Genomic DNA, 18,633 nt, shown 5'->3' with positions numbered 1-18,633 from the left:
GCACGCTCTATTTCAAGCATAGAAAGAGGGTATTTATGAAAACTGCAAAGTCACAGAACAAGCAAACCGTACTATTATCCGAGATCAACAGAAGAGCCAAAGAAATACATGCTGATGCATATCCGATGTCCATTGGCGAGATCATGAGTATTTATCGAGATAATGAACTAGACATTCACCCTGAATTCCAGCGCGTCTTTAGATGGACACCACTACAAAAAACAAAATTCATAGAATCAATACTATTAGGGATACCCATTCCGTCTATTTTTGTATCACAACGTGATGATGGAATTTGGGATGTTGTTGATGGTGTACAACGTCTTTCAACGATATTTCAATTCACAGGTATTTTAAAAGACGAAGAAAATCAACCCATAGCGCCTAATAAATTATTAAGTACTGAATACCTTCCGTCTCTTGAAGGAATGTCATGGGATGACAAAGAGATCCCTAACAATTCCTTCCCAGACAATTTGCGAATGGATTTCAAGAGACAAAAATTAGATATTAAAATCGTCAAAAAGGAAAGCGACCCCAACACCAAATACGATCTTTTCGAACGATTAAACACCCTCGGTTCTCATTTATCTGATCAGGAAATGAGAAACTGCTTGTTGGTGATGATAAACCCAGACCTCCATACTTGGCTAGAGTCGCTGGCAAATGAGGAGAGCTTTAAAGAAACAACGTCCTTATCAGAGAAACTTGTAGACGAAAAGTACAATATGGAGCTCGTTCTGAGGTTCCTAATATTCTCGAATGCAGAAGACAAAGAACTCAGAGGAATCGGTGACGTTGGCGACTTCATAACGAAAAAAATGCGCGCCATGGCAATGGATACAAGCTACGATATGAAGAGGGCTGGGACTGCTTTCAGCATTACATTTAATGCAATATACCAAGCTTTGGGGCCAGACTGTTTTAGGCGATCTGATGGGCAGAAAGGCCGTGGTGGCTTTCTTATCTCAGTATTCGAAGTTTTAGCGGTTGGGCTTGGCAGCAATATAGTTCGATCAAAAAAGCCAAAACCCGACATTGCGAAAATAAAGAAGGCCATTTCACAACTATGGATTGACACCGTTTTCGAAAACTATTCACGTAGTGGCCGTTCAGCAACAAGCCGAATTCCGAAGCTAATACCTCTAGGACGCTCTCTGTTTGATGTAGCATGAAAGCACGCGACCTTAACGGACTCCTCGACTCGCTTGACAGGGAATTTGCATGGCGCTTCAAGGAATTGACGACGATCAATTCAAACATTAAAGCAAGCCCCCCATTGGCAAAACCGATGTTAATCAGGTGTGCAACGGCACTTTTATACGCCCACTGGGAAGGTTTTATTAAAAATGCAGCCGAGGCTTATCTGCATTATGTCTCAATCAGAAAATTGCGGTATTATGAGCTCAGCAAAGCATTTATTGCTCTTTCAATTAGATCAAAATTACTAAATCTTGAGGCTAACACCCTTTCTGAAAAACACCAAAGTATTGTTGAATTTCTTCTTGCTGATCTCAGCGATACAGCAAATATCCCGGTGCAGGGCATTATAAAAACCAAGTCAAATTTAAATTCTATTCTATTCAGAGATATCGTGTTTACGCTCGGACTCGATTATTCTAACTATGAACTCAAGGAACAATTGATCGATGCGCAATTATTAGCTTCGCGAAACAGCATCGCACATGGTCAATGGCTTTATCTAAAAGAAACTGACTTTGATATATTGTTTCACGAGATGCTTAAAATCATCAGAAACTTCAAGGACCAAGTGTCCAACGCTGCAGCGCTAAAATTGTATCGTAGGGAAAGATTACCAAACAATCTCTAAGTTAACACCCTCCCAAGCCGCACAAAAAAGGCCTGCCTGGAAAACCCAGGCAGGCCAAAAATCTCATTTTCGCTTCACTCCCGGTGAAGGGCTAGCTCAACCTCAACACCCCTTGCCACCGCCACCGATAGCGCAAGCCGCACCCTCTTTTCCATCGCCGCCTTCCATGGCCGCAACCGAGCCCAAAATATAGGGGCGGGCTATCTTCACCCGTACGTTGTCAGCGATCTCAAGGGTCGCCACCCGGTCGGTCAACCCGGTGATCTTGCCCTGGAGGCCGCCGCTGGTAAGAACCTCATCACCCTTCTTGAGATTGGTGATAAATTCCTGATGCTCCTTGGCCTTTTTCTGCTGGGGACGGATCAGGAGAAAGTAGAACACAACAAAGATCAACACCAGCGGCAAAAAACTCATCAACCCTTGCGCCCCACCAGCACCGGCCGCAGCGTCTGCGGCATAAGCTACACTAACCATAATCCCCTCCGATTCAAATTAAGTTTTCCCGGCAAGCCAAAATCCGCTTGCCTCCCTTTTACTCTACCGCCCGCTTGGCATAAAACTCCTGCCGGAACTGGCTGAAACGATCTTCTTCAATGGCCTTGCGGATCCGGGCCATGAGCCCCACATAATAATGCAGGTTGTGGATGGTGTTCAATTGCGAGGAGAGAATCTCCTTGGCCATGAAAAGATGCCGCAGATAGGCCCGAGAATAATTGCGGCAGGTGTAGCAGTCGCACTCCTCATCCACGGGCCGGTGGTCATCCTGATGGCGAGCGTTTTTTATAACAAGCCTGCCGCTTGAAGTAAAGAGCATTCCGTTTCTGGCATTTCGCGTGGGCATGACGCAATCGAACATGTCGATGCCGCGATACACCGCCTCCACCAGGTTTTCCGGGGTGCCAACGCCCATGAGGTAGCGGGGGTAATCCACGGGCATCAGGGCCGCGATTTCTTCGGTGATCTCCATCATCAGCTCGGCGGGTTCGCCCACGCTCAGGCCCCCCAAGGCATAGCCGTCAAAGCCGATCTCCACCAGCTCCTCCACCGCCTTGGCCCTCAGGTCTGGGTACATGCCACCCTGGATGATGCCGAACAACAGCTGCCCCCGTTCCTTATGGGCGGCGCGGGAACGTCTGGCCCAGCGACCGGTGAGATCGGTGGAGGCAATGGCCTCCTCGCGGGTGGCAGGGTAGGGGATGCAAGTGTCCAGACACATCATGATGTCAGAACCCAACGCCTCCTGCACGGCCACGGCATCCTCGGGGCTCAAAAAAAGCTTGCTGCCGTCGTGATGGGATTTGAAGGCGGCGCCTTCCTCGGTGATCTTGGTGAGATCCTTGAGGCTGAAGATCTGAAAACCGCCGCTGTCGGTGAGGATGGGCCGGTCCCAGTTCATAAATTTATGCAAGCCGCCGAAGCTGCGGATCAGCTCATGGCCGGGTCGGATGTAGAGATGGTAGGTGTTGCCGAGGATGATCTGGGCACCCAGCTCCTTGAGATTCTCCGGGGTCACGCCCTTGACCGTGGCCTGGGTGCCCACCGGCATGAAGACCGGAGTCTGCACCGTGCCGTGCAGGGTGCGCACCTCACCGCGCCGGGCCGCGCAGTCACTGGATTTACTGTGCAGGGTATAAGGGGATGTCATCACAGGGCCCACAGGGTAAACAACTCATCGATGCCCTTACGGGCCAGGGCTGCCATGCGGATGAAATCCTCGGGGCTGAAGGGCTTGCCTTCAGCGGTGCACTGGGTTTCCACCCAGCGGCCATCCCCGGTCATGACAAAGTTGGCATCCACCTCGGCATTGGAATCTTCCAGATAATTGAGATCAAGTAAGGCCTCGCCGTCCACCATGCCCACGCTGATCGCCGCAACCGGCAGGATTTCCGGCATAGTGGCCAAAACCCCCTCCCGGAGCATGCGCTCCAGGGCATCGCGCATGGCAATGGCCGCGCCGGTGATGGAGGCGGTCCGGGTGCCGCCGTCGGCCTTGAGCACGTCGCAGTCCACTCGGAGGGTCACTTCGCCCAACAGGCTAAGATCAACCATGATCCGCAGCGAGCGGCCCAAGAGCCGCTGGATCTCATAGGTACGACCCGATCTGCCCTTGGCCGCCTCCCGCTGCATGCGGCTGCTGGTCGAACAGGGCAGCATGCCGTACTCCGCCGTGATCCAGCCCTGGCCGGTGCCCCGCAAAAATGGCGGAACGCTGGTCTCCATGGTGATGGCGCAACACACCTGGGTGCCGCCCATGGTGATCAAGACAGAGGCATAGGCCTGGGGCTGAAAGCCCTTTTCAATAGTTACCGGCCGCAGCGCATCCGCGGCCCGTTGATCGTTTCGCATCATAATGAATTTCCTGAAAATTATTGAAAAGAGTGCTTGTTAAAAAAACAAGATTTTTCTGATTACCAAGCAATCTCAGCAGTCAGTGGAATACGCGTTATCCGTCTGTTCATTTCTTTGCTTGCCCAAAGAAACGAACCAAAGAAAGGGCCCCCTGTGTCTCTTGTCCCGCCGAAGGCGGGATGCCCTGCGCTCCTCGATGCTGCCGGGGCTTTGCAAACTCGGCTTTCGCCTCAAACAGTGCAAATCCCCTTTTCGGCAGCCTCTCCGGTGCTCGGCGGCGGCCAATGGGATTTTAACTGCGATGAAAGCAAAGGACTTGACTGAGATTGCTTGGTAAGCAGAAGGATTTTAAAGATCAAGAAAGGTGGTATCCCGATTCAACACCCTACACCCGTCTTCTTCAATCACCGCCATGTTCTCCAACCGAATCCCGCCCCAATCCGGGATATACACCCCCGGCTCCACCGTGACCACCATCCCGGCGGCAAGGGGCTTGCGATTCCGGTAGTTGAGCGAAGGGCCTTCATGAACGTTCAACCCCACCCCATGGCCCAGGCCGTGGCCGAACCGCTCGCCTAAGCCCGCCCGCTCGATGACGCTACGGGCGATCTTGTCCACCGTCATGCCGCTGATCCCGGCCCGCAGGCTATTGAGCCCGGCCAATTGCGCCTTGCGCACCAAGCGGAACAACGCCACTGTTTTGGCGTCCGGGGTGCCCAGGACCACGGTGCGGGTCATGTCCGAACAGTAGCCGTCCAAAACCAGGCCCATGTCGATGACAATGGTTTCGCCTTCGGCCAACGGCCGGTCGGAGGGAGTCGCGTGGGGCAGGGCCGCATTGGGACCGGAAGCAACGATGGTCTCGAAACTCGGCCGCTCCGCGCCCTTGCGCCGCATGGTGTTTTCGATGGCTTGGGCCACCTCTTTCTCGGTCTGGCCAGGGCGCAGGGTGGGATAGATCTCCTGAAACACCGCTTCGTTGAGGAGAACCGCCTGTTCGATCTTGGCCAGTTCCGCCGCATCCTTTTCCAGCCTCAGCTCCTCGATAAAGCCGGTGAGCGGCGTCAGCTCCAGCTTAAGGTCTTCCGCCAGCTTGGCCAGGGTCTGGGAGGTGGAATGGAGGAAATAATGGCTCTCAAAGGCCAGCCTGGTGATGCGGTGCCGCTTGAGCAGCAAGCGCAGCAGGGGGAACAGCCCCCGGGGATAGAGCTTGACCCGAAAACCAGCGGCCTCTTGTTCCGCCTGCAAGTGAAAGCGGGAGTCGGTGAGCAGATAGGGCTCGCCTTCGCACGGGATGAGCAAAACGCCCGCGCTTTCGTTGATCGCATGGTCCCTGGCCGTGTAGCCGCTGAGATAGCGGCGGTTTTCCGGCTGGGTCACCAGAATGGCGTCAAGCTGGCGCCGCTTGAGGCTGCGCCGAATCCGATCGAGGGCTCCCTGCATCCGCTTGGCCATCAATGCATGAAGTGGACGAAGACCTTGACCCCGAACCGGTAGAGCTTGCTATGCAACCCCTGGATGGCCTGGGTAAGATCGGCCTGGCCAAAATCCACCTGATAGCGAAACGGCTTCAACACGGTGAGGAAGGTGAAGCACGGCTTGTTGTAGCGCGCCTCCGCCCCGGTCGCGTACCAATCCTTGAACCTTTTTTCAATCTCGGGCAGATCCTTGGGATCGGCCTCTTCCACATCGAGCCAGATTTCTGCTTCCATGCCTCTCTCCTTTCCTGAACTGCCCCTCGATTACGGAGCAATCTCCATGACCAGATGGTTTTCAACCAAATCTTTCAGCTGTTTCAGGGCCTGGCCGTACTGTTCGTTGAGCTGGCCTTGAATCCTGGCCCATTCCTCCTGAAACTTGGGATGCTGGGAGGGTTGCAGCTTCATGGCCTGTCCGGTCTGCTTGGCCAGGTTCTGCTCCATCAAAGCCATCTGCTGACTGAACTGGGCTTCCAGCTGTTCTTTGAGCTGTTCGCCATGTTGCCGGTAGCCGTCGAGTATTTTTTTCATTTCCGCCAGGATCTGGAGCAGCTCCCCATCCCCCTGGCCGACCTCAATCAGGCCGTGCATGGCTTTTTCAGCGAGCTCCTGTTTTTCCGGTTCGCGGGCCAGGAAGATATTGCGCAGCAGGGACTGCACCGCCCCTTTCCGCACCGGGCCTAATTCCTTGGGCGGCAAAGCGCTGAGCTTTTCCGCCAGGCCCCCTTCCCCACGCATGTAAGCGGCGCCGAGGCGCATGCCCTCTTTGAGCTGCTCTTCGCCGAGATAGTCGCCTTCCCCAGCTTCTTCGGCAGCCATCCGGGCCGCCCGCTCCATCACCATGTCCATGGTGCTCTTTATTTCCGCCATGGAAAACAGCCTCCTTGGGTTTTCGTTTTTTTACGCATTTCTTGGGGCAAACATACACCAAGGGTTGCGCCATTTCCAGCCCTGTCTTTTTTTTACCGGGGGAAGGCGGCCATGATCCCGCCATCCACCGGCAGGGTGGCGCCGGTGGTGGGGGTCTGTTCGCTGGCGAAAAAAACCACCGCGTTGCCGACATGGTCGGCGTGCACCGTGGTTTTCAGCAGATTGCGCTGGCGGTAATAGTCCTTGAGCCCTTCCGGATCGAGGTTGCGGGAGCGCATCCGCTCGGGACCCACCACATCCCAGAGACCGGAGGAAACCCCGGCGTCATCGAAGATCGCATCGGCATTGATCATGTTGACCCGCACCCCAAACTCGGCCAGCTCCAGGGCGGCAATCTTGCCCAGCTGGTGCGCCCCGGCCTTGGAAGCGCTGTAGGCGCCAAAGGAGGCGCCCGGGGCAAAAACATTTTTCGAGCTGTTGATCACGATGGAGCCGCCGGAGCCCTGCCGCTTGAAAATCGGGATCGCCCCTTTGATCACCTGAAACACCCCCATGCAGTTGACATCCATGACCTGCCTTAAAGCCGCCTCGCTGAGGTCGGCAAGCTTTGCCACATGGGCGATGCCGGCATTGGGCACCAGGATGTCCAGGCCACCGCACTGCATGATGAGCTGCTCCAGACCGAGCCGCACCGATTCTTCGCTGGTCACATCCATAAGAAGCGGAGAAACCATCCGGCTGCCAAAGGTGTCGGCCAGATTATGGCAGACGGTTTCCAGCCGCTCCTGGTTGATGTCGGTCATGAAGACTCGGGCGCCAGCCTCCAGGAGCTTGCGGCCGATGCCCATGGCAATGGCCCCGCCCCCGCCGGTCACCAGGGCGGTCCGACCCTCCAGGGGCTTGGGCTTTGCCTTGCCCAACTTGGCCTGCTCCAGAGCCCAGTATTCCATATCGAAAATCGAGTCCTGGCCGAGCTCGCGGTACGGGCCAAGGGGTGCGCCCTGCAGCTTGGCCGCGATGGTATGCTCGGCGATATCCGCGGCGATCCCGGCATCCTTTTCGGTGAAACCGGCCGCCACCAACCCCAAGCCCGGCACCAGCACCACACGGGGCATGGAATCGAGCTTGGTGCGGCTGACCTTTTTCGTTGCCACCTGGGCGGCGAAGTACTGATCATACTCCTCCTGGTATCTGGCCAGTCCGCTCTGCACCGCGGCCAGAGTCGCGTCCTCGTCCAGATCCGCCACCGCAAGCCACAGGGGGTAATTCTTGGTGCGGATCACATGGTCCGGGGTGAGCACTCCGCCCACAAAAAGCTCTTTGGCATCCGGTCGGGCAAGGGCGGCGAGGATTTCCCCGCTCTGACGAACAGCCAGCTGCATGGTCCGCCGGCGGCCAGATCCCTCGACAAAACTCAAGGCCCCCCGCAGGATGGGCAGCACCACCGAGGGTTGCACCAGCCCCGGATCGACACCAGGGCTTGAAGTTGCCACGGCGGTGCATTTGGCGAGATACGCCTCGGCCCGGCTCACAGAGTCGATCATCCTGTCGTAGGCGGTTTTCGCCTCATCGCCAAAGGTGAAGATGCCATGATTTTTGAGAATGATGCAGTCGATCCCGGGGTTGCTTTCGTAAAGCTCTGCCATGGCCAGGGCCAGAGGCAGACCCGGCATGATGAAGGGCAGGATCCCGATATTTTCACCCAGGGCCGCGTGGAGATGCTTTTCAGCCTCTGCCCGGTTGGTCAGGGTGACAATGGCGTCGGCATGGGTATGGTCGATGAACCTCTGCGGCAAAAAGGCATGCACCAGGGTTTCGATGGAGGGATTGGGCGAACCGGCGTCCAAAAGATGGGTGCGGAACTGATTGACCATCTCCGCATCGCTTAACTCCCCGACCTGCCGCAGCTTGCGGAGATAGGCCAGATCCAGGCCGGGAAAGCCCTGGGGCGCGATAACCCCCAGATCCCAGCCGCTGCCCTTGATATAGAGAATCTCCTGCTCTTCCCCCACCAGATTGGTGATGACGCACTTCACCGAGGTGTTGCCGCCGCCGTGCAAAACAAGATCTTCTTCCGCACCCAGGAGCCGCGAGGTATAGACCCTGAGGCCAAGTTCCGGCGGGCACTGGGGATAGGCCCCGACAAAGGATTGGGCCTCTTTTTCATCGTAACGGTTCTTCAATGTAACAGCCTCTCTTAAAAAAATATGGCCGTGCGCCGAAAAAAAGCGCTCAAGGGTTTAATTATTTAATAAAATCTTTACGCCAAAAACAACCTAAAAAGTTGACTTTTCTACGTTTTTTCCTTGACACACCCCCCAGATGGGTTACACAGAAAGTGGCTGTTATCATACAACAGTTGTTGCGAATCTTGCACCTTTCCTTTTGCAGTAAGGAGTCTTTTTGACGGTATGGCTGTATATCAAGGGGAAGATACAGTCCAGCTCATCAAGGACGCCGCAGACATCGCCGAGATCATCGGCGAACATGTCTCGCTCAAGCGCGCCGGCACCAACCTCAAGGGGCTCTGCCCCTTTCATTCCGAAAAAACGCCCTCCTTCACCGTCAACCCAGAGCGTAAAACATACCACTGCTTTGGTTGCGGCGAAGGGGGGGATGCCATCAGCTTCATGATGAACTTCCACCGCCTGAGCTTTGCCGAGGCGCTGAAGGAACTGGCCCGCAAATACCAGATCGCCCTGCCGGAAAAGCCGCTCAACCCGCAGGAGCTGGAAAAAGCCCAGAAGCGGGAGGCGTTGCAGAATGCCAACGAAAAGGCGGCCGAACTCTTCCATCAGCTCCTCCTGTCCGACCCGGGCGCGCAAAAGGCCCGCGAGTATCTTGACAAACGGGGCATCCCCGAGGAAATCACCAAGGAATTCCGCCTGGGGTTTGCCCCGGACAGCTGGAATTTTTTGGTCAACGCTCTGCCCAAGCAGAAAATCGCCACCGAGGCGGCCAAGGAGGCCGGCCTGATCGTCCCCCGGGATAACGGCGGCTTTTATGACCGCTTCCGCAACCGGGTCATGTTTCCCATTGTCGGTCTGACCGGCAGGGTCGTCGCCTTTGGCGGTCGCATTCTCGACGATGGCCAGCCCAAGTACATGAACTCGCCGGAATCCCCGGTCTTTGACAAAAGCCGGACCCTGTTCGGCCTCTACCAGAACCGGGAGCACATCCGCCAGGCGAAAAACTGCCTGGTGGTGGAAGGCAACTTCGACCTGTTGTCCCTGGTCGTGCACGGGGTGCGCAATGTGGTCGCCCCCCTGGGCACCGCCCTGACCCAGGCCCATGTCCGTTCCCTCAAGGGCTACACCGACGAGGTGATCCTTCTTTTTGACGGCGACCAGGCAGGACTCAAGGCTGCCATGCGCTCGGTCCCGCTTTTTTTGAGCGAACAGGTCACGGCCAGAATCGCGGTGCTGCCCGAGGCCCATGATCCGGACACCTTTGTCCGGGAGTTTGGCCCGGAGGGGTTACGAAAACACCTGGAAAGCGCCATGCCACTGCCGGAGTTTGTTTTCGACAAGCTCGTGGCCCAATACGGCCAGAGCGTGGCCGGCAAGACCAAGATTGTGGCCGAGCTGCAGGAGTTGATCAAGGCCATTGGCGATCAGCATCTCCAGCGCACCCTCTTTGTCTCCCATTTCGCCAAAAAACTTGGCCTTACTCCGCAACAGCTCATGGAAGGGGTCGTTCCCGCCGCCGGCAGCCAGGCGCCAAAACCCACGACCTCGCAGCAGCAGCAAGGGAAAGACGAGGCGCAGCTTCCCATGAAACAGCGGCAGCTGCTTGAATTCCTGCTGGCCTATCCCGAGTATCTGCCCGCCTTTCTGGATGCGGGTCTCGAAGAGATTATCATGAATCCGTTCGGCCTGGCCATTCTCGCTCTGCTCAAAAAACAGCCGGACCTCTCCGGCGGGTCGGAACAACTCCTTGAGCTTGCCACCGGCCCGGAACGATCTTTTATTTCCAGATTGCTCATCTCCACGCCCTCGCATTCCAAAGAGATGCGAGAACAGATTGCCCAGGGGATGCTCAGCTGGCTTACATCAACCAGCCTGAAGGCAAAAAGGGAACACCTCATGCAGCAAATTCGCGAGGCCCAGCACAGCCAAAATCAACAGCTTCTGACCGAGCTGATAACCAAAAAAATACAGATGGACGAGGCGTTGCATTCTTAGGACCAGAAGTTCGATCGACAGCTTTTGTTAAGTTAAAGAGGTGGGGCGAATTAACTTAGGAGGGTGAAAAAGCTATGGCGAGGCACGAGAAAGGATCCAAACAACCACAAATAACCGCAGCCAAGGAAATTACCAGCGTCCTGCTGGCCGAGGATGCCTTACTGGAAAGTGGGGGGGAAGAGGAAAGCAGCTGGTCGGTGGAGCGGCCGAGTAACCTGACGGCCATTTTTGATCTGGATCTGGACAGCGAAGTCGATCTGGAGGAAAGCTTGCATCCGGTCGGTCAGGAGGATGACAACCATGGCGGTGGCCTGATTTCAAAGGCCCGGGATCTTTCCGGAAACCAGTTGGATCCGGTCAAGGCATACCTTCAGGAAATGGGCTCCGTCGGCCTGCTTTCCTCGGACGAAGAAACCGAGATCGCCAAAAAGATCGAAGACGGGGAAAAACTTATCCAGGACACCCTGCTGACCACGCCGCTGGCCGTGGAATACCTGCGCGAGGTGGCGGACAAAATGCTCGCCGGAAAACGGACCATCGCCGATATTCTCCGCGGCCTGGATGAAGCCGAAACCCAAATCAATGAAGAAAAAAAGGAGCACTTTCTCTGGCAGATCAGCGAAGCGCACCGGCTCAACGAAGAGCTCTCGGCCTTCCGTCTCGACCTGCTTGATCCCGCCATTACCAAGGGAGAGGCCCAGAAAATCAGAATCCGGGTCAAACGCAACACCAAGGCGATCGCCAAACTTTTTGAACACGATCGCATCAGCGCCAAACATCTCTCCGCCATCATCACCCGGCTGCGCAAACAAGGGGCCAAACTTACCCCGCCCGCCCAGATACTGGAAGACCCGGTCAAATATCCCCTCTTTCTGCAGGGCTGCGTCAAGGCGCATGGCATCGATCCTGAATCCCTCGCCACCCTGCTTGCCGAAATCACCGATGGGGAAAAAGTCAGCCGTGAATCAAAAAATGCCTTGGTGCAGGCCAATCTGCGTCTCGTGGTCAGCGTGGCGAAAAAATACGCCAATCGGGGGCTGCAGCTGCTCGACCTTATCCAGGAAGGCAACATCGGCCTGATGAAGGCGGTGGAAAAATTCGAATACCGCAGGGGCTACAAGTTCAGCACCTACGCCACTTGGTGGATCAGGCAGGCGATCACCCGGGCCATTGCCGATCAGGGCCGCACCATCCGCATCCCCGTGCACATGATCGACACCATCAACCGCCTCCTCAAGGGCGCCAAGGATTTCTTGCGGGAAACAGGCCGTGAACCCACCCCCGAGGAAATGGCCGAACGGCTCGATGTTGACTTGAGCAAGGTCAAAAATATCCTGAAGATCGCCAAGGAACCGCTGTCCCTGGACACCCCCATCGGCAGCAGCGAAGACAGCTATCTTTCCGATTTCATCGAAGATGTGAACTCCCTGTCGCCGGACGAGGCAACCGCCATGGAAAGCCTGCGGGAAAATCTCCGCAATGTCTTGCGCACCCTCTCCCCCCGGGAGGAACTGGTCTTGCGCATGCGTTTCGGCATCGACACCTCGATTGATCTGACTCTGGAGGAGGTTGGCGACAATTTTGCCGTGACCAGGGAGCGGATCCGCCAGATCGAAGCCAAGGCATTGAAAAAACTCAAGCACCCCACCCGGCGCAATCTGCTGTTTGCCTTTTATAACGATTAGCCGGTTTGTAGGCTGAAGATAGGGCCGCCATTTCAGGCGGACCTATCTTCAGCGCCCATGCCTGACAAGGGCTTTTCCCTAAACAACAGAGACGGCCCGCCCCCTTCCCTCCCTCTTTTTCTTGCGGTCTTGCTGATATGGACATCAGACACCAGTGGCTCTCCCTTGCCTTTACCCCAGGGCTTGGCCCCGCCACCCTCAAAAAACTTGTCGAACGGTTCGGGTCCGCCCACCAAATTCTCGCGGCGAGCCGCAAGGGGCTTGAGGAATGTATTTTTCTGCGCAAAGACAGCCTCGCTGCCTTGTGCGATCAAAAGACAACTGCCGAGGCTGCGGCGGAAAAGGAGCTTCGCCTGGCGGAAAAAGCCGGCATTACCCTGCTCTGCTGGGACGATCCGCTCTTTCCTCCCCTGCTCAAGGAAATAAGCGACCCGCCGATCGTTCTCTATGTCTTGGGCTCCCCCCAACTGCTCAGCGCGCCAGGCATCGCCATGGTCGGGGCGCGGGCCGCCTCCTCGTACGGGTTGCAGGTGGCGGAACGGTTGGCCATGGAACTGGCCCGCCACGATCTTGTCATCACCAGCGGCCTTGCCCTGGGGATAGACACCGCCGCCCACCGGGGGGCCTTGGCAACAGGCGGCAAGACCATCGCGGTCATGGGTTGCGGCCTGGACATTATCTATCCCAGCCAGAACCAGAAAATCCACGCGCAGATTGCCGCGCACGGGGCGATAATCAGCGAAAGCCCTCTGGGAACCCTACCGGAGAGTTTCCGCTTCCCCGCCCGAAATCGGATTATCAGCGGTCTCTCTTTGGGCGTCGTGGTTGTCGAAGCCGCCCACCGTTCCGGCACCCTGATCACCGCCCATCAGGCCCTGGAGCAGGGACGGGATGTTTTTGCCATCCCCGGCAGGATCGATTCTCCGAAAAGCGAGGGCTGCCACCGCCTGATCCAGGAAGGCGCCAAGCTCGTGCACAGCGCCGCCGATATCCTTGAGGAACTGGCCCTGACCCGTGCTTGCCCTCCGGAGGCAAGGGTGCAACCGCCTCCGCTGCCAGAGGAAGAGGGGAAGGTCTTCTCCCTGCTGGAGGTCTACCCCAGAAACATCGAAGAGATTATCCAGGCGGCTCAGTTGCCCGCCCAGAGGATAACCGAAATCCTCCTTCACCTGGAACTCCAGGGGTTGGTGGCCTCTTTACCGGGCAAACAGTACCAAAGGCTTGCAGAACCACATTCGTCCAGTGTATAAGGCCCCTAGAGAAAGAGTCGCAGCTGCGCCAGCTTAACAAAAACGCACAGGACACCATGTCACAATCGCTCATCATTGTTGAATCTCCGGCCAAAGCCCGGACCTTGCAGAAATATCTCGGCAAAACCTTTACCGTCAAGGCTTCGGTCGGCCATATCATCGATCTGCCGGTGAAAACCCTGGGCGTTGATATTGCCAACGATTTTGCCCCCCAATACGTCACCATCCGGGGCAAAGGGAAAATCATCAGCGACCTGAAAAGCGCGGCGGAAAAAGCGGACAAGATCTACCTGGCCCCTGATCCGGACCGCGAGGGGGAGGCCATTGCCCACCATATCGCCGAATTTTTACAATCCACGCACAAGCCCATCCAACGGGTGCTCTTCCATGAGCTCACCAAAAAGGCCATCCTCGCGGCCATCGATCAGGCAAGCGAGGTCAACCAGCAGCGCTTCGAGGCCCAGCAAACCCGCCGCATCCTGGACCGGCTGGTGGGCTACCAGATCTCTCCCCTGCTCTGGGACAAGGTCCGCCGGGGTTTAAGCGCCGGGAGGGTGCAGTCCGTCGCGGTACGCATGGTTTGTGAGCGCGAGCAGGCCATCGAGGCCTTTGTCTCGGAAGAGTACTGGTCCATCCACACCACCCTGGAAGGAAAAACACCTCCGCCCTTTGTCGCCCAGCTCGACCAGGCATACGGCAAAAAAATCGATCTCAAGAAAAATAAAATTGGCACCGACGCCGAGGCCCAAGCCATTGTCGAAGCGGTGCGGGACGCTTCTTTCCTGGTGGAAAGCCTGGAAAAGAAGAAGAAGAAACGCAACCCCAGCCCGCCCTTCATCACCAGTACCATGCAGATGGACGCCAACCGCAAGCTCCGCTTTTCCGCGAAAAAGACCATGACCCTGGCCCAGAAGCTTTACGAGGGAATCGAGTTGGGCGACGAGGGCCCCACCGGCCTGATCACCTACATGCGGACCGACTCCACCCGGATCAGCAACGACGCCATCGAAGAGGCCCGGCAGTATATCACCGGAGCCTTTGGCGAACAGTTCCTCCCTGCCAAGCCGAACATCTTCAAAACCAGCAAATCCGCCCAGGACGCCCACGAAGCCATCCGTCCCACCGATGTGCGCAACACCCCGGAAAAACTCGCGCCTTTTCTGGAAAAGGACATGCTGGCTCTCTATTCGCTGATCTGGAAACGCTTTCTCGCCTGCCAGATGGCCCCGGCGGAGTATGACCAGACCACCATCACCCTGGTGGCGGCCAAAGACTTTGTTTTCAAGACCGTGGGCTCCATCATGCGTTTTCAGGGCTTTATGGCCCTGTATGAAGAGGCGGTGGATGAAACAACAGGGGATGGCGCGGAAGGCGACAATGCCGCCCTGCCGGACTTGAAAAAAGGCGACACCGTCTCTCTGTTGGCCATTGAGCCGAAACAGCATTTCACCCAGCCGCCTCCCCGGTACACGGAAGCGACCCTGGTGAAGGCGCTGGAAGAAAACGGCGTAGGCCGCCCTTCCACCTATGCCTCCATCCTTTCCACCATCCAGGATAAGGAATACGCCCTTCTGGTCCAGCGCAAATTCATGCCCACCGACCTAGGCAAACTGGTCAACGAACTGCTGGTTGCCCATTTTCCCGATATTCTGGACATAGAATTCACCGCCTCCATGGAAGAAAAGCTCGACGAGGTCGAGGCTGGCAACACCCAGTGGCTCAAAGTCCTGCAGGATTTTTACGGCCCCTTCAGCAAGACCCTGGATGCCGCCAAGGAGGAGATGAAATCGGTCAAAAAAACCGCCATCCCCACCGAACTTCCCTGTCCGCTCTGTGATGGAAAGATGGTGATCAAGTGGGGGAAAAACGGCGAATTTCTGGCCTGCGAAAAATATCCGGAGTGCAAACACACCCAGGATTTCACCAGAAACGACGAGGGCAAGATTGTGCCCGTTGACAGGGAGCAGCCAGCCGAATCGGGCGAGCTCTGTGAAAAATGCGGCAAGCCCATGGTCTTTAAAAATGGCCGCTATGGCAAATTCCTGGCCTGTTCCGGCTATCCGGCCTGCAAAAACATCCGCGCCACCACCACCGGGGTTCCCTGTCCGGAAGAGGGGTGCACCGGAGAACTCATCCAGAAGATCTCCAAGCGCGGCAAGGTCTTTTACAGCTGCAACCGCTATCCAAAATGCAGCTTCGCCCTGTGGGACAGGCCGGTCAATGAACCGTGTCCGCAGTGCGGGTCGGCGTATCTTCTCGAACGGGAGACGAAAAAAAGCGGCCTGCAGCTGCATTGTCCGAACAAGGACTGCGGGTATACCAAAAAGATCGGCGAGGACGAATAAGGGAAGGTTACAGATTGCCCCGAATCAAGTAGGCGGTGTAGCCGACAAGCTCATAAAGCATGCCGTAGGTATCCTCCAGGCCATCGCCGGAAGGGACGAAACTTTCCCGGGTAATGGGGGTATTATCCCTGGAAACTGACAACAGATCCGGAGTCAAGCCCTGCTTGCGAAAAAGCGCCGCCGCCCTCCGCATATGGTTAGCCGAGGTAATGAGCAGGATCCGCTTGATTCCCTTGCTCTCGCAATATGCCCTAACGCTTTTTGCCTCGGCCAAGGTATTGCGAACTTTGCCGTGGACTGCAATCTTTTGTGGGTCAATTCCCTGCTTTTCCAGAAGATCGAGGAGAATTCTCGTCTCATTCACGCCTTTGATACTCACATCGCTGAGAAGCAAGGTCTCGGCCAGGCCGCTTTTTACCGCAGCGACTCCCGTCAATATCCGCGCAGAACTCTGCCCCAGCTGCTGGTAGTCGGAGACATATTTGAAGATCTCTTCTTCATTCTCCGCCGCGTGCCGCACATACCAATTGTAATCAACTATCCCCCCCAACACCACGGCGGCATCATACCTGCTGTGCCGGTCCACCGTATCCGCCACCCACCATTTGGCCATGACAATCTGTGAAGTATAGGGGATACTGACGCCATAGAGGTAGGCCAGAAGCAGCAGCAGGCCGAGGCGGGTGCGCTCCTTCTTGAGCAACAGGATCAGGCCGATAAAAAATGCCGGGAAGAGCGGATTGAGAAAAAACCGGGCCACATCTTGGGCGGTATAAAAAGGCATAACAACCCCTCATCTGCATCATCAGAGAAAACCATTATAATAAATAGATCGGCCTTCTGGTTGGCAAAACGGCAGCAGCACCCGCCGCATTCCTGTTAGATATACCTGCAAAACCGTGCCATTACCACCGACAAAAATAAAGCTGCTTGCCAAAAAGACCGATAAGGAAATATGATAGGGCATACTTCGCGCAAAGATACTAGGAGGCAACCCCATGATTTCCGGCATCCATTCGGCACTTTCCGGCCTGACCGCCATCCAGAAAAAAATTGGATCAAACGCCAATAATGTGGCCAACGTCAATACGGATGGCTACAAGAAAACACGGGTTACCCTGCACGAACAGGAACCTCAGGGCATAGAGGCTGTGGTACAGCAGATGCAAACGCCCGGGCCCATGGTGTATGAACAAACATCCGCGGGAGAGACTCTGGTTGAAAAATCAAACGTGGAACTGGACGAAGAGTTACCCAGCATGATGCTAAGCCGCCGCTTTTTTCAAGCCAATCTGAAAACCGTGCAGGTCCAGGATGAAATGCTTGGCAACCTGCTGGACATCAAGAGCTGAAGGTTTCCTGCCAGGTTATCCTGCCTTCCAGGATGGTTAACACCGCCTTTCCCTGCAATTCCCAGCCAAGAAAGGGAGAATTCCTGCTCTTGGATTGAATGCACTCCTCGGTAAAAACAAACCGCTTCTCTGGATCAATAACCGCTATATCCGCCGGCGCGCCCACAGAAAGCGTCCCGCCTGGAACTCCGAGAATCCTGGCCGGATTCACCGAAAGCAGCTCCACCATCCTCCGGGCATCAAACTGATTTTCCCGCACAAGCTGCAGGGTTAACGGCACCGCTGTTTCCAGGCCGATTATGCCGTTGGCGGCCAGATCAAACTCCATATCCTTGTCAAGCTCGCCATGCGGCGCATGATCCGTGGCAATGGCGTCAAGGGTTCCGTCCCGCAAGGCCTCCCGGACGGCGGCGACATCCGCCTCGGTTCGCAGGGGAGGATTCATTTTCGCCAGGGTGTTATAGCCAGCCACCGCCTTTTCAGTAAGGGTAAAATAATGCGGCGCTGTTTCCGCGGTAACGGCCACGCCTTTCTCCTTGGCCCTTTTGATCAGAGCCAGCGACTCCCGCGTACTGACGTGGGCGATATGGATGGGCCGCCCGGTAAATTCCGCCAAGGCCAGATCGCGATACACCATAATTTCTTCGGCCACAGGGGGAATGCCCCGCAGGCCGAGCCGGGTGGCCAGCGCTCCATGGTGCATCGCCCCGCCGTGACTGAGCGACAGCTCCTCGGCATGGGAGATAACCAGCAAATCGTGGTTGCCGGAATACTCGAGGGCGCGAAGCATGAGCTGACTGTTGCCCACCGGCAAACCATCATCGGTTACGGCAACCGCCCCGGCCTGACGCAGCTCGCCAAACTCCGCAAGATGCTCCCCGTTACTGCCGCGACTGATCGCGCCCACCGGGTAGACCCTGGCAAAACCGGCTTCCGCTGCCTTTGCCAGGATGAATAGGGTCACGGTCTGATTGTCATTGACCGGCTTGGTGTTCGGCATGGCTGCCACGGCGGTAAAGCCCCCGGCCGCAGCGGCCCGGGTTCCGCTGGCGATGGTTTCCTTGTACTCCTGGCCTGGCTCACGCAGGTGGACATGCATGTCGATCAGCCCCGGCACCACCCACTTTCCCGCCAGGTCATACACAATACCCCCTGTCTGCTCGGAAAGGGTGCCTGGCTGGGCCACGGCGCTTATCTTGCCGCCTGCGATCAACACGTCTTGGATCTGATCAATGCCGTTCACCGGATCAATCACGCGCCCATTCTTTAACAAGATAAGTCCGGGCATG

At 56.3% G+C, this 18,633-nt stretch carries 17 protein-coding genes; 7 read left to right on the top strand and 10 right to left on the bottom strand.

Features of this window, described 5'->3' with window-relative positions:
- Window positions 1–35: 35 nt before the first annotated feature.
- On the top strand, window positions 36–1,175 hold the full coding sequence (locus ACZ46D_RS12025) for a GmrSD restriction endonuclease domain-containing protein (protein ID WP_464927676.1): 1,140 nt from the start codon (window positions 36–38) through the stop codon (window positions 1,173–1,175).
- Complete coding sequence (locus tag ACZ46D_RS12020) at window positions 1,172–1,831, top strand: MAE_28990/MAE_18760 family HEPN-like nuclease (protein WP_464927675.1); 660 nt, start codon at window positions 1,172–1,174, stop codon at window positions 1,829–1,831. Before ACZ46D_RS12025 ends, ACZ46D_RS12020 begins: the two co-directional genes overlap by 4 nt.
- Before the next feature lie 102 nt (window positions 1,832–1,933).
- Here ACZ46D_RS12020 and yajC read toward each other — a convergent pair whose 3' ends face one another.
- The 7 genes from yajC to ACZ46D_RS11985 form a co-directional block, all read right to left on the bottom strand.
- Window positions 1,934–2,305 (bottom strand): preprotein translocase subunit YajC, encoded by a 372-nt coding sequence (gene yajC / locus ACZ46D_RS12015; protein ID WP_464927674.1) that lies wholly within the window; start codon window positions 2,303–2,305, stop codon window positions 1,934–1,936.
- A 58-nt stretch (window positions 2,306–2,363) separates the two neighbouring features.
- A complete protein-coding gene (gene tgt / locus ACZ46D_RS12010; RefSeq protein WP_464927673.1) occupies window positions 2,364–3,476 on the bottom strand; it encodes a tRNA guanosine(34) transglycosylase Tgt in 1,113 nt (370 codons plus the stop codon).
- On the bottom strand, window positions 3,476–4,177 hold the full coding sequence (gene rph / locus ACZ46D_RS12005; protein ID WP_464929285.1) for a ribonuclease PH: 702 nt from the start codon (window positions 4,175–4,177) through the stop codon (window positions 3,476–3,478). The genes tgt and rph overlap by 1 nt, the downstream gene beginning before the upstream one ends.
- A 351-nt stretch (window positions 4,178–4,528) precedes the next feature.
- Window positions 4,529–5,635: a M24 family metallopeptidase gene (locus ACZ46D_RS12000; protein ID WP_464927672.1), complete on the bottom strand. Its 1,107-nt coding sequence runs from the start codon at window positions 5,633–5,635 to the stop codon at window positions 4,529–4,531.
- Entirely contained in the window at window positions 5,635–5,892 is a 258-nt protein-coding gene (locus ACZ46D_RS11995; RefSeq protein WP_464927671.1) for a hypothetical protein, read from the bottom strand. Before ACZ46D_RS11995 ends, ACZ46D_RS12000 begins: the two co-directional genes overlap by 1 nt.
- A gap of 30 nt (window positions 5,893–5,922) precedes the next feature.
- Window positions 5,923–6,528 (bottom strand): DUF6657 family protein, encoded by a 606-nt coding sequence (locus tag ACZ46D_RS11990; protein WP_464927670.1) that lies wholly within the window; start codon window positions 6,526–6,528, stop codon window positions 5,923–5,925.
- A gap of 92 nt (window positions 6,529–6,620) precedes the next feature.
- Entirely contained in the window at window positions 6,621–8,711 is a 2,091-nt protein-coding gene (locus ACZ46D_RS11985) for a bifunctional aldolase/short-chain dehydrogenase (protein ID WP_464927669.1), read from the bottom strand.
- 228 nt (window positions 8,712–8,939) lie between these two features.
- Here ACZ46D_RS11985 and dnaG point away from each other — a divergent pair, with 228 nt between their 5' ends.
- From dnaG to topA, 4 genes are all read left to right on the top strand, one after another.
- Window positions 8,940–10,712, top strand: coding sequence for a DNA primase (gene dnaG, locus ACZ46D_RS11980; protein ID WP_464927668.1), 1,773 nt, complete (start codon window positions 8,940–8,942; stop codon window positions 10,710–10,712).
- Between the two features lie 74 nt (window positions 10,713–10,786).
- On the top strand, window positions 10,787–12,397 hold the full coding sequence (gene rpoD, locus ACZ46D_RS11975; protein WP_464927667.1) for an RNA polymerase sigma factor RpoD: 1,611 nt from the start codon (window positions 10,787–10,789) through the stop codon (window positions 12,395–12,397).
- A 137-nt stretch (window positions 12,398–12,534) separates the two neighbouring features.
- A complete protein-coding gene (gene dprA, locus ACZ46D_RS11970) occupies window positions 12,535–13,647 on the top strand; it encodes a DNA-processing protein DprA (RefSeq protein ID WP_464927666.1) in 1,113 nt (370 codons plus the stop codon).
- Between the two features lie 56 nt (window positions 13,648–13,703).
- Complete coding sequence (topA, locus tag ACZ46D_RS11965) at window positions 13,704–15,992, top strand: type I DNA topoisomerase (RefSeq protein WP_464927665.1); 2,289 nt, start codon at window positions 13,704–13,706, stop codon at window positions 15,990–15,992.
- 7 nt (window positions 15,993–15,999) lie between these two features.
- Here the strand turns inward: topA and ACZ46D_RS11960 are convergent, their stop codons facing one another.
- Both ACZ46D_RS11960 and ACZ46D_RS11955 read right to left on the bottom strand, forming a co-directional pair.
- Window positions 16,000–16,776: a YdcF family protein gene (locus ACZ46D_RS11960; protein ID WP_464927664.1), complete on the bottom strand. Its 777-nt coding sequence runs from the start codon at window positions 16,774–16,776 to the stop codon at window positions 16,000–16,002.
- A gap of 21 nt (window positions 16,777–16,797) precedes the next feature.
- Window positions 16,798–17,004 (bottom strand): hypothetical protein, encoded by a 207-nt coding sequence (locus ACZ46D_RS11955; RefSeq protein ID WP_464927663.1) that lies wholly within the window; start codon window positions 17,002–17,004, stop codon window positions 16,798–16,800.
- Between ACZ46D_RS11955 and ACZ46D_RS11950 the strand changes: the two genes are divergently transcribed.
- Window positions 16,991–17,344, top strand: a complete 354-nt coding sequence (locus ACZ46D_RS11950; protein WP_464927662.1) for a flagellar basal body rod C-terminal domain-containing protein — start codon at window positions 16,991–16,993, stop codon at window positions 17,342–17,344. The two genes, ACZ46D_RS11955 and ACZ46D_RS11950, sit on opposite strands and share 14 nt — an antisense overlap.
- On the opposite strand, the gene ACZ46D_RS11945 is transcribed toward ACZ46D_RS11950, so the two are convergent.
- Window positions 17,334–18,632: a dihydroorotase gene (locus ACZ46D_RS11945; protein WP_464927661.1), complete on the bottom strand. Its 1,299-nt coding sequence runs from the start codon at window positions 18,630–18,632 to the stop codon at window positions 17,334–17,336. The genes ACZ46D_RS11950 and ACZ46D_RS11945 overlap by 11 nt on opposite strands.
- Window position 18,633 lies beyond the last annotated feature (1 nt).

Source organism: Thiovibrio sp. Mzg5 (genome assembly GCF_055379285.1).
The sequence above is the reverse complement of the archived record's forward strand: the minus strand, read 5'-3'. Positions and strand labels throughout refer to the sequence as shown.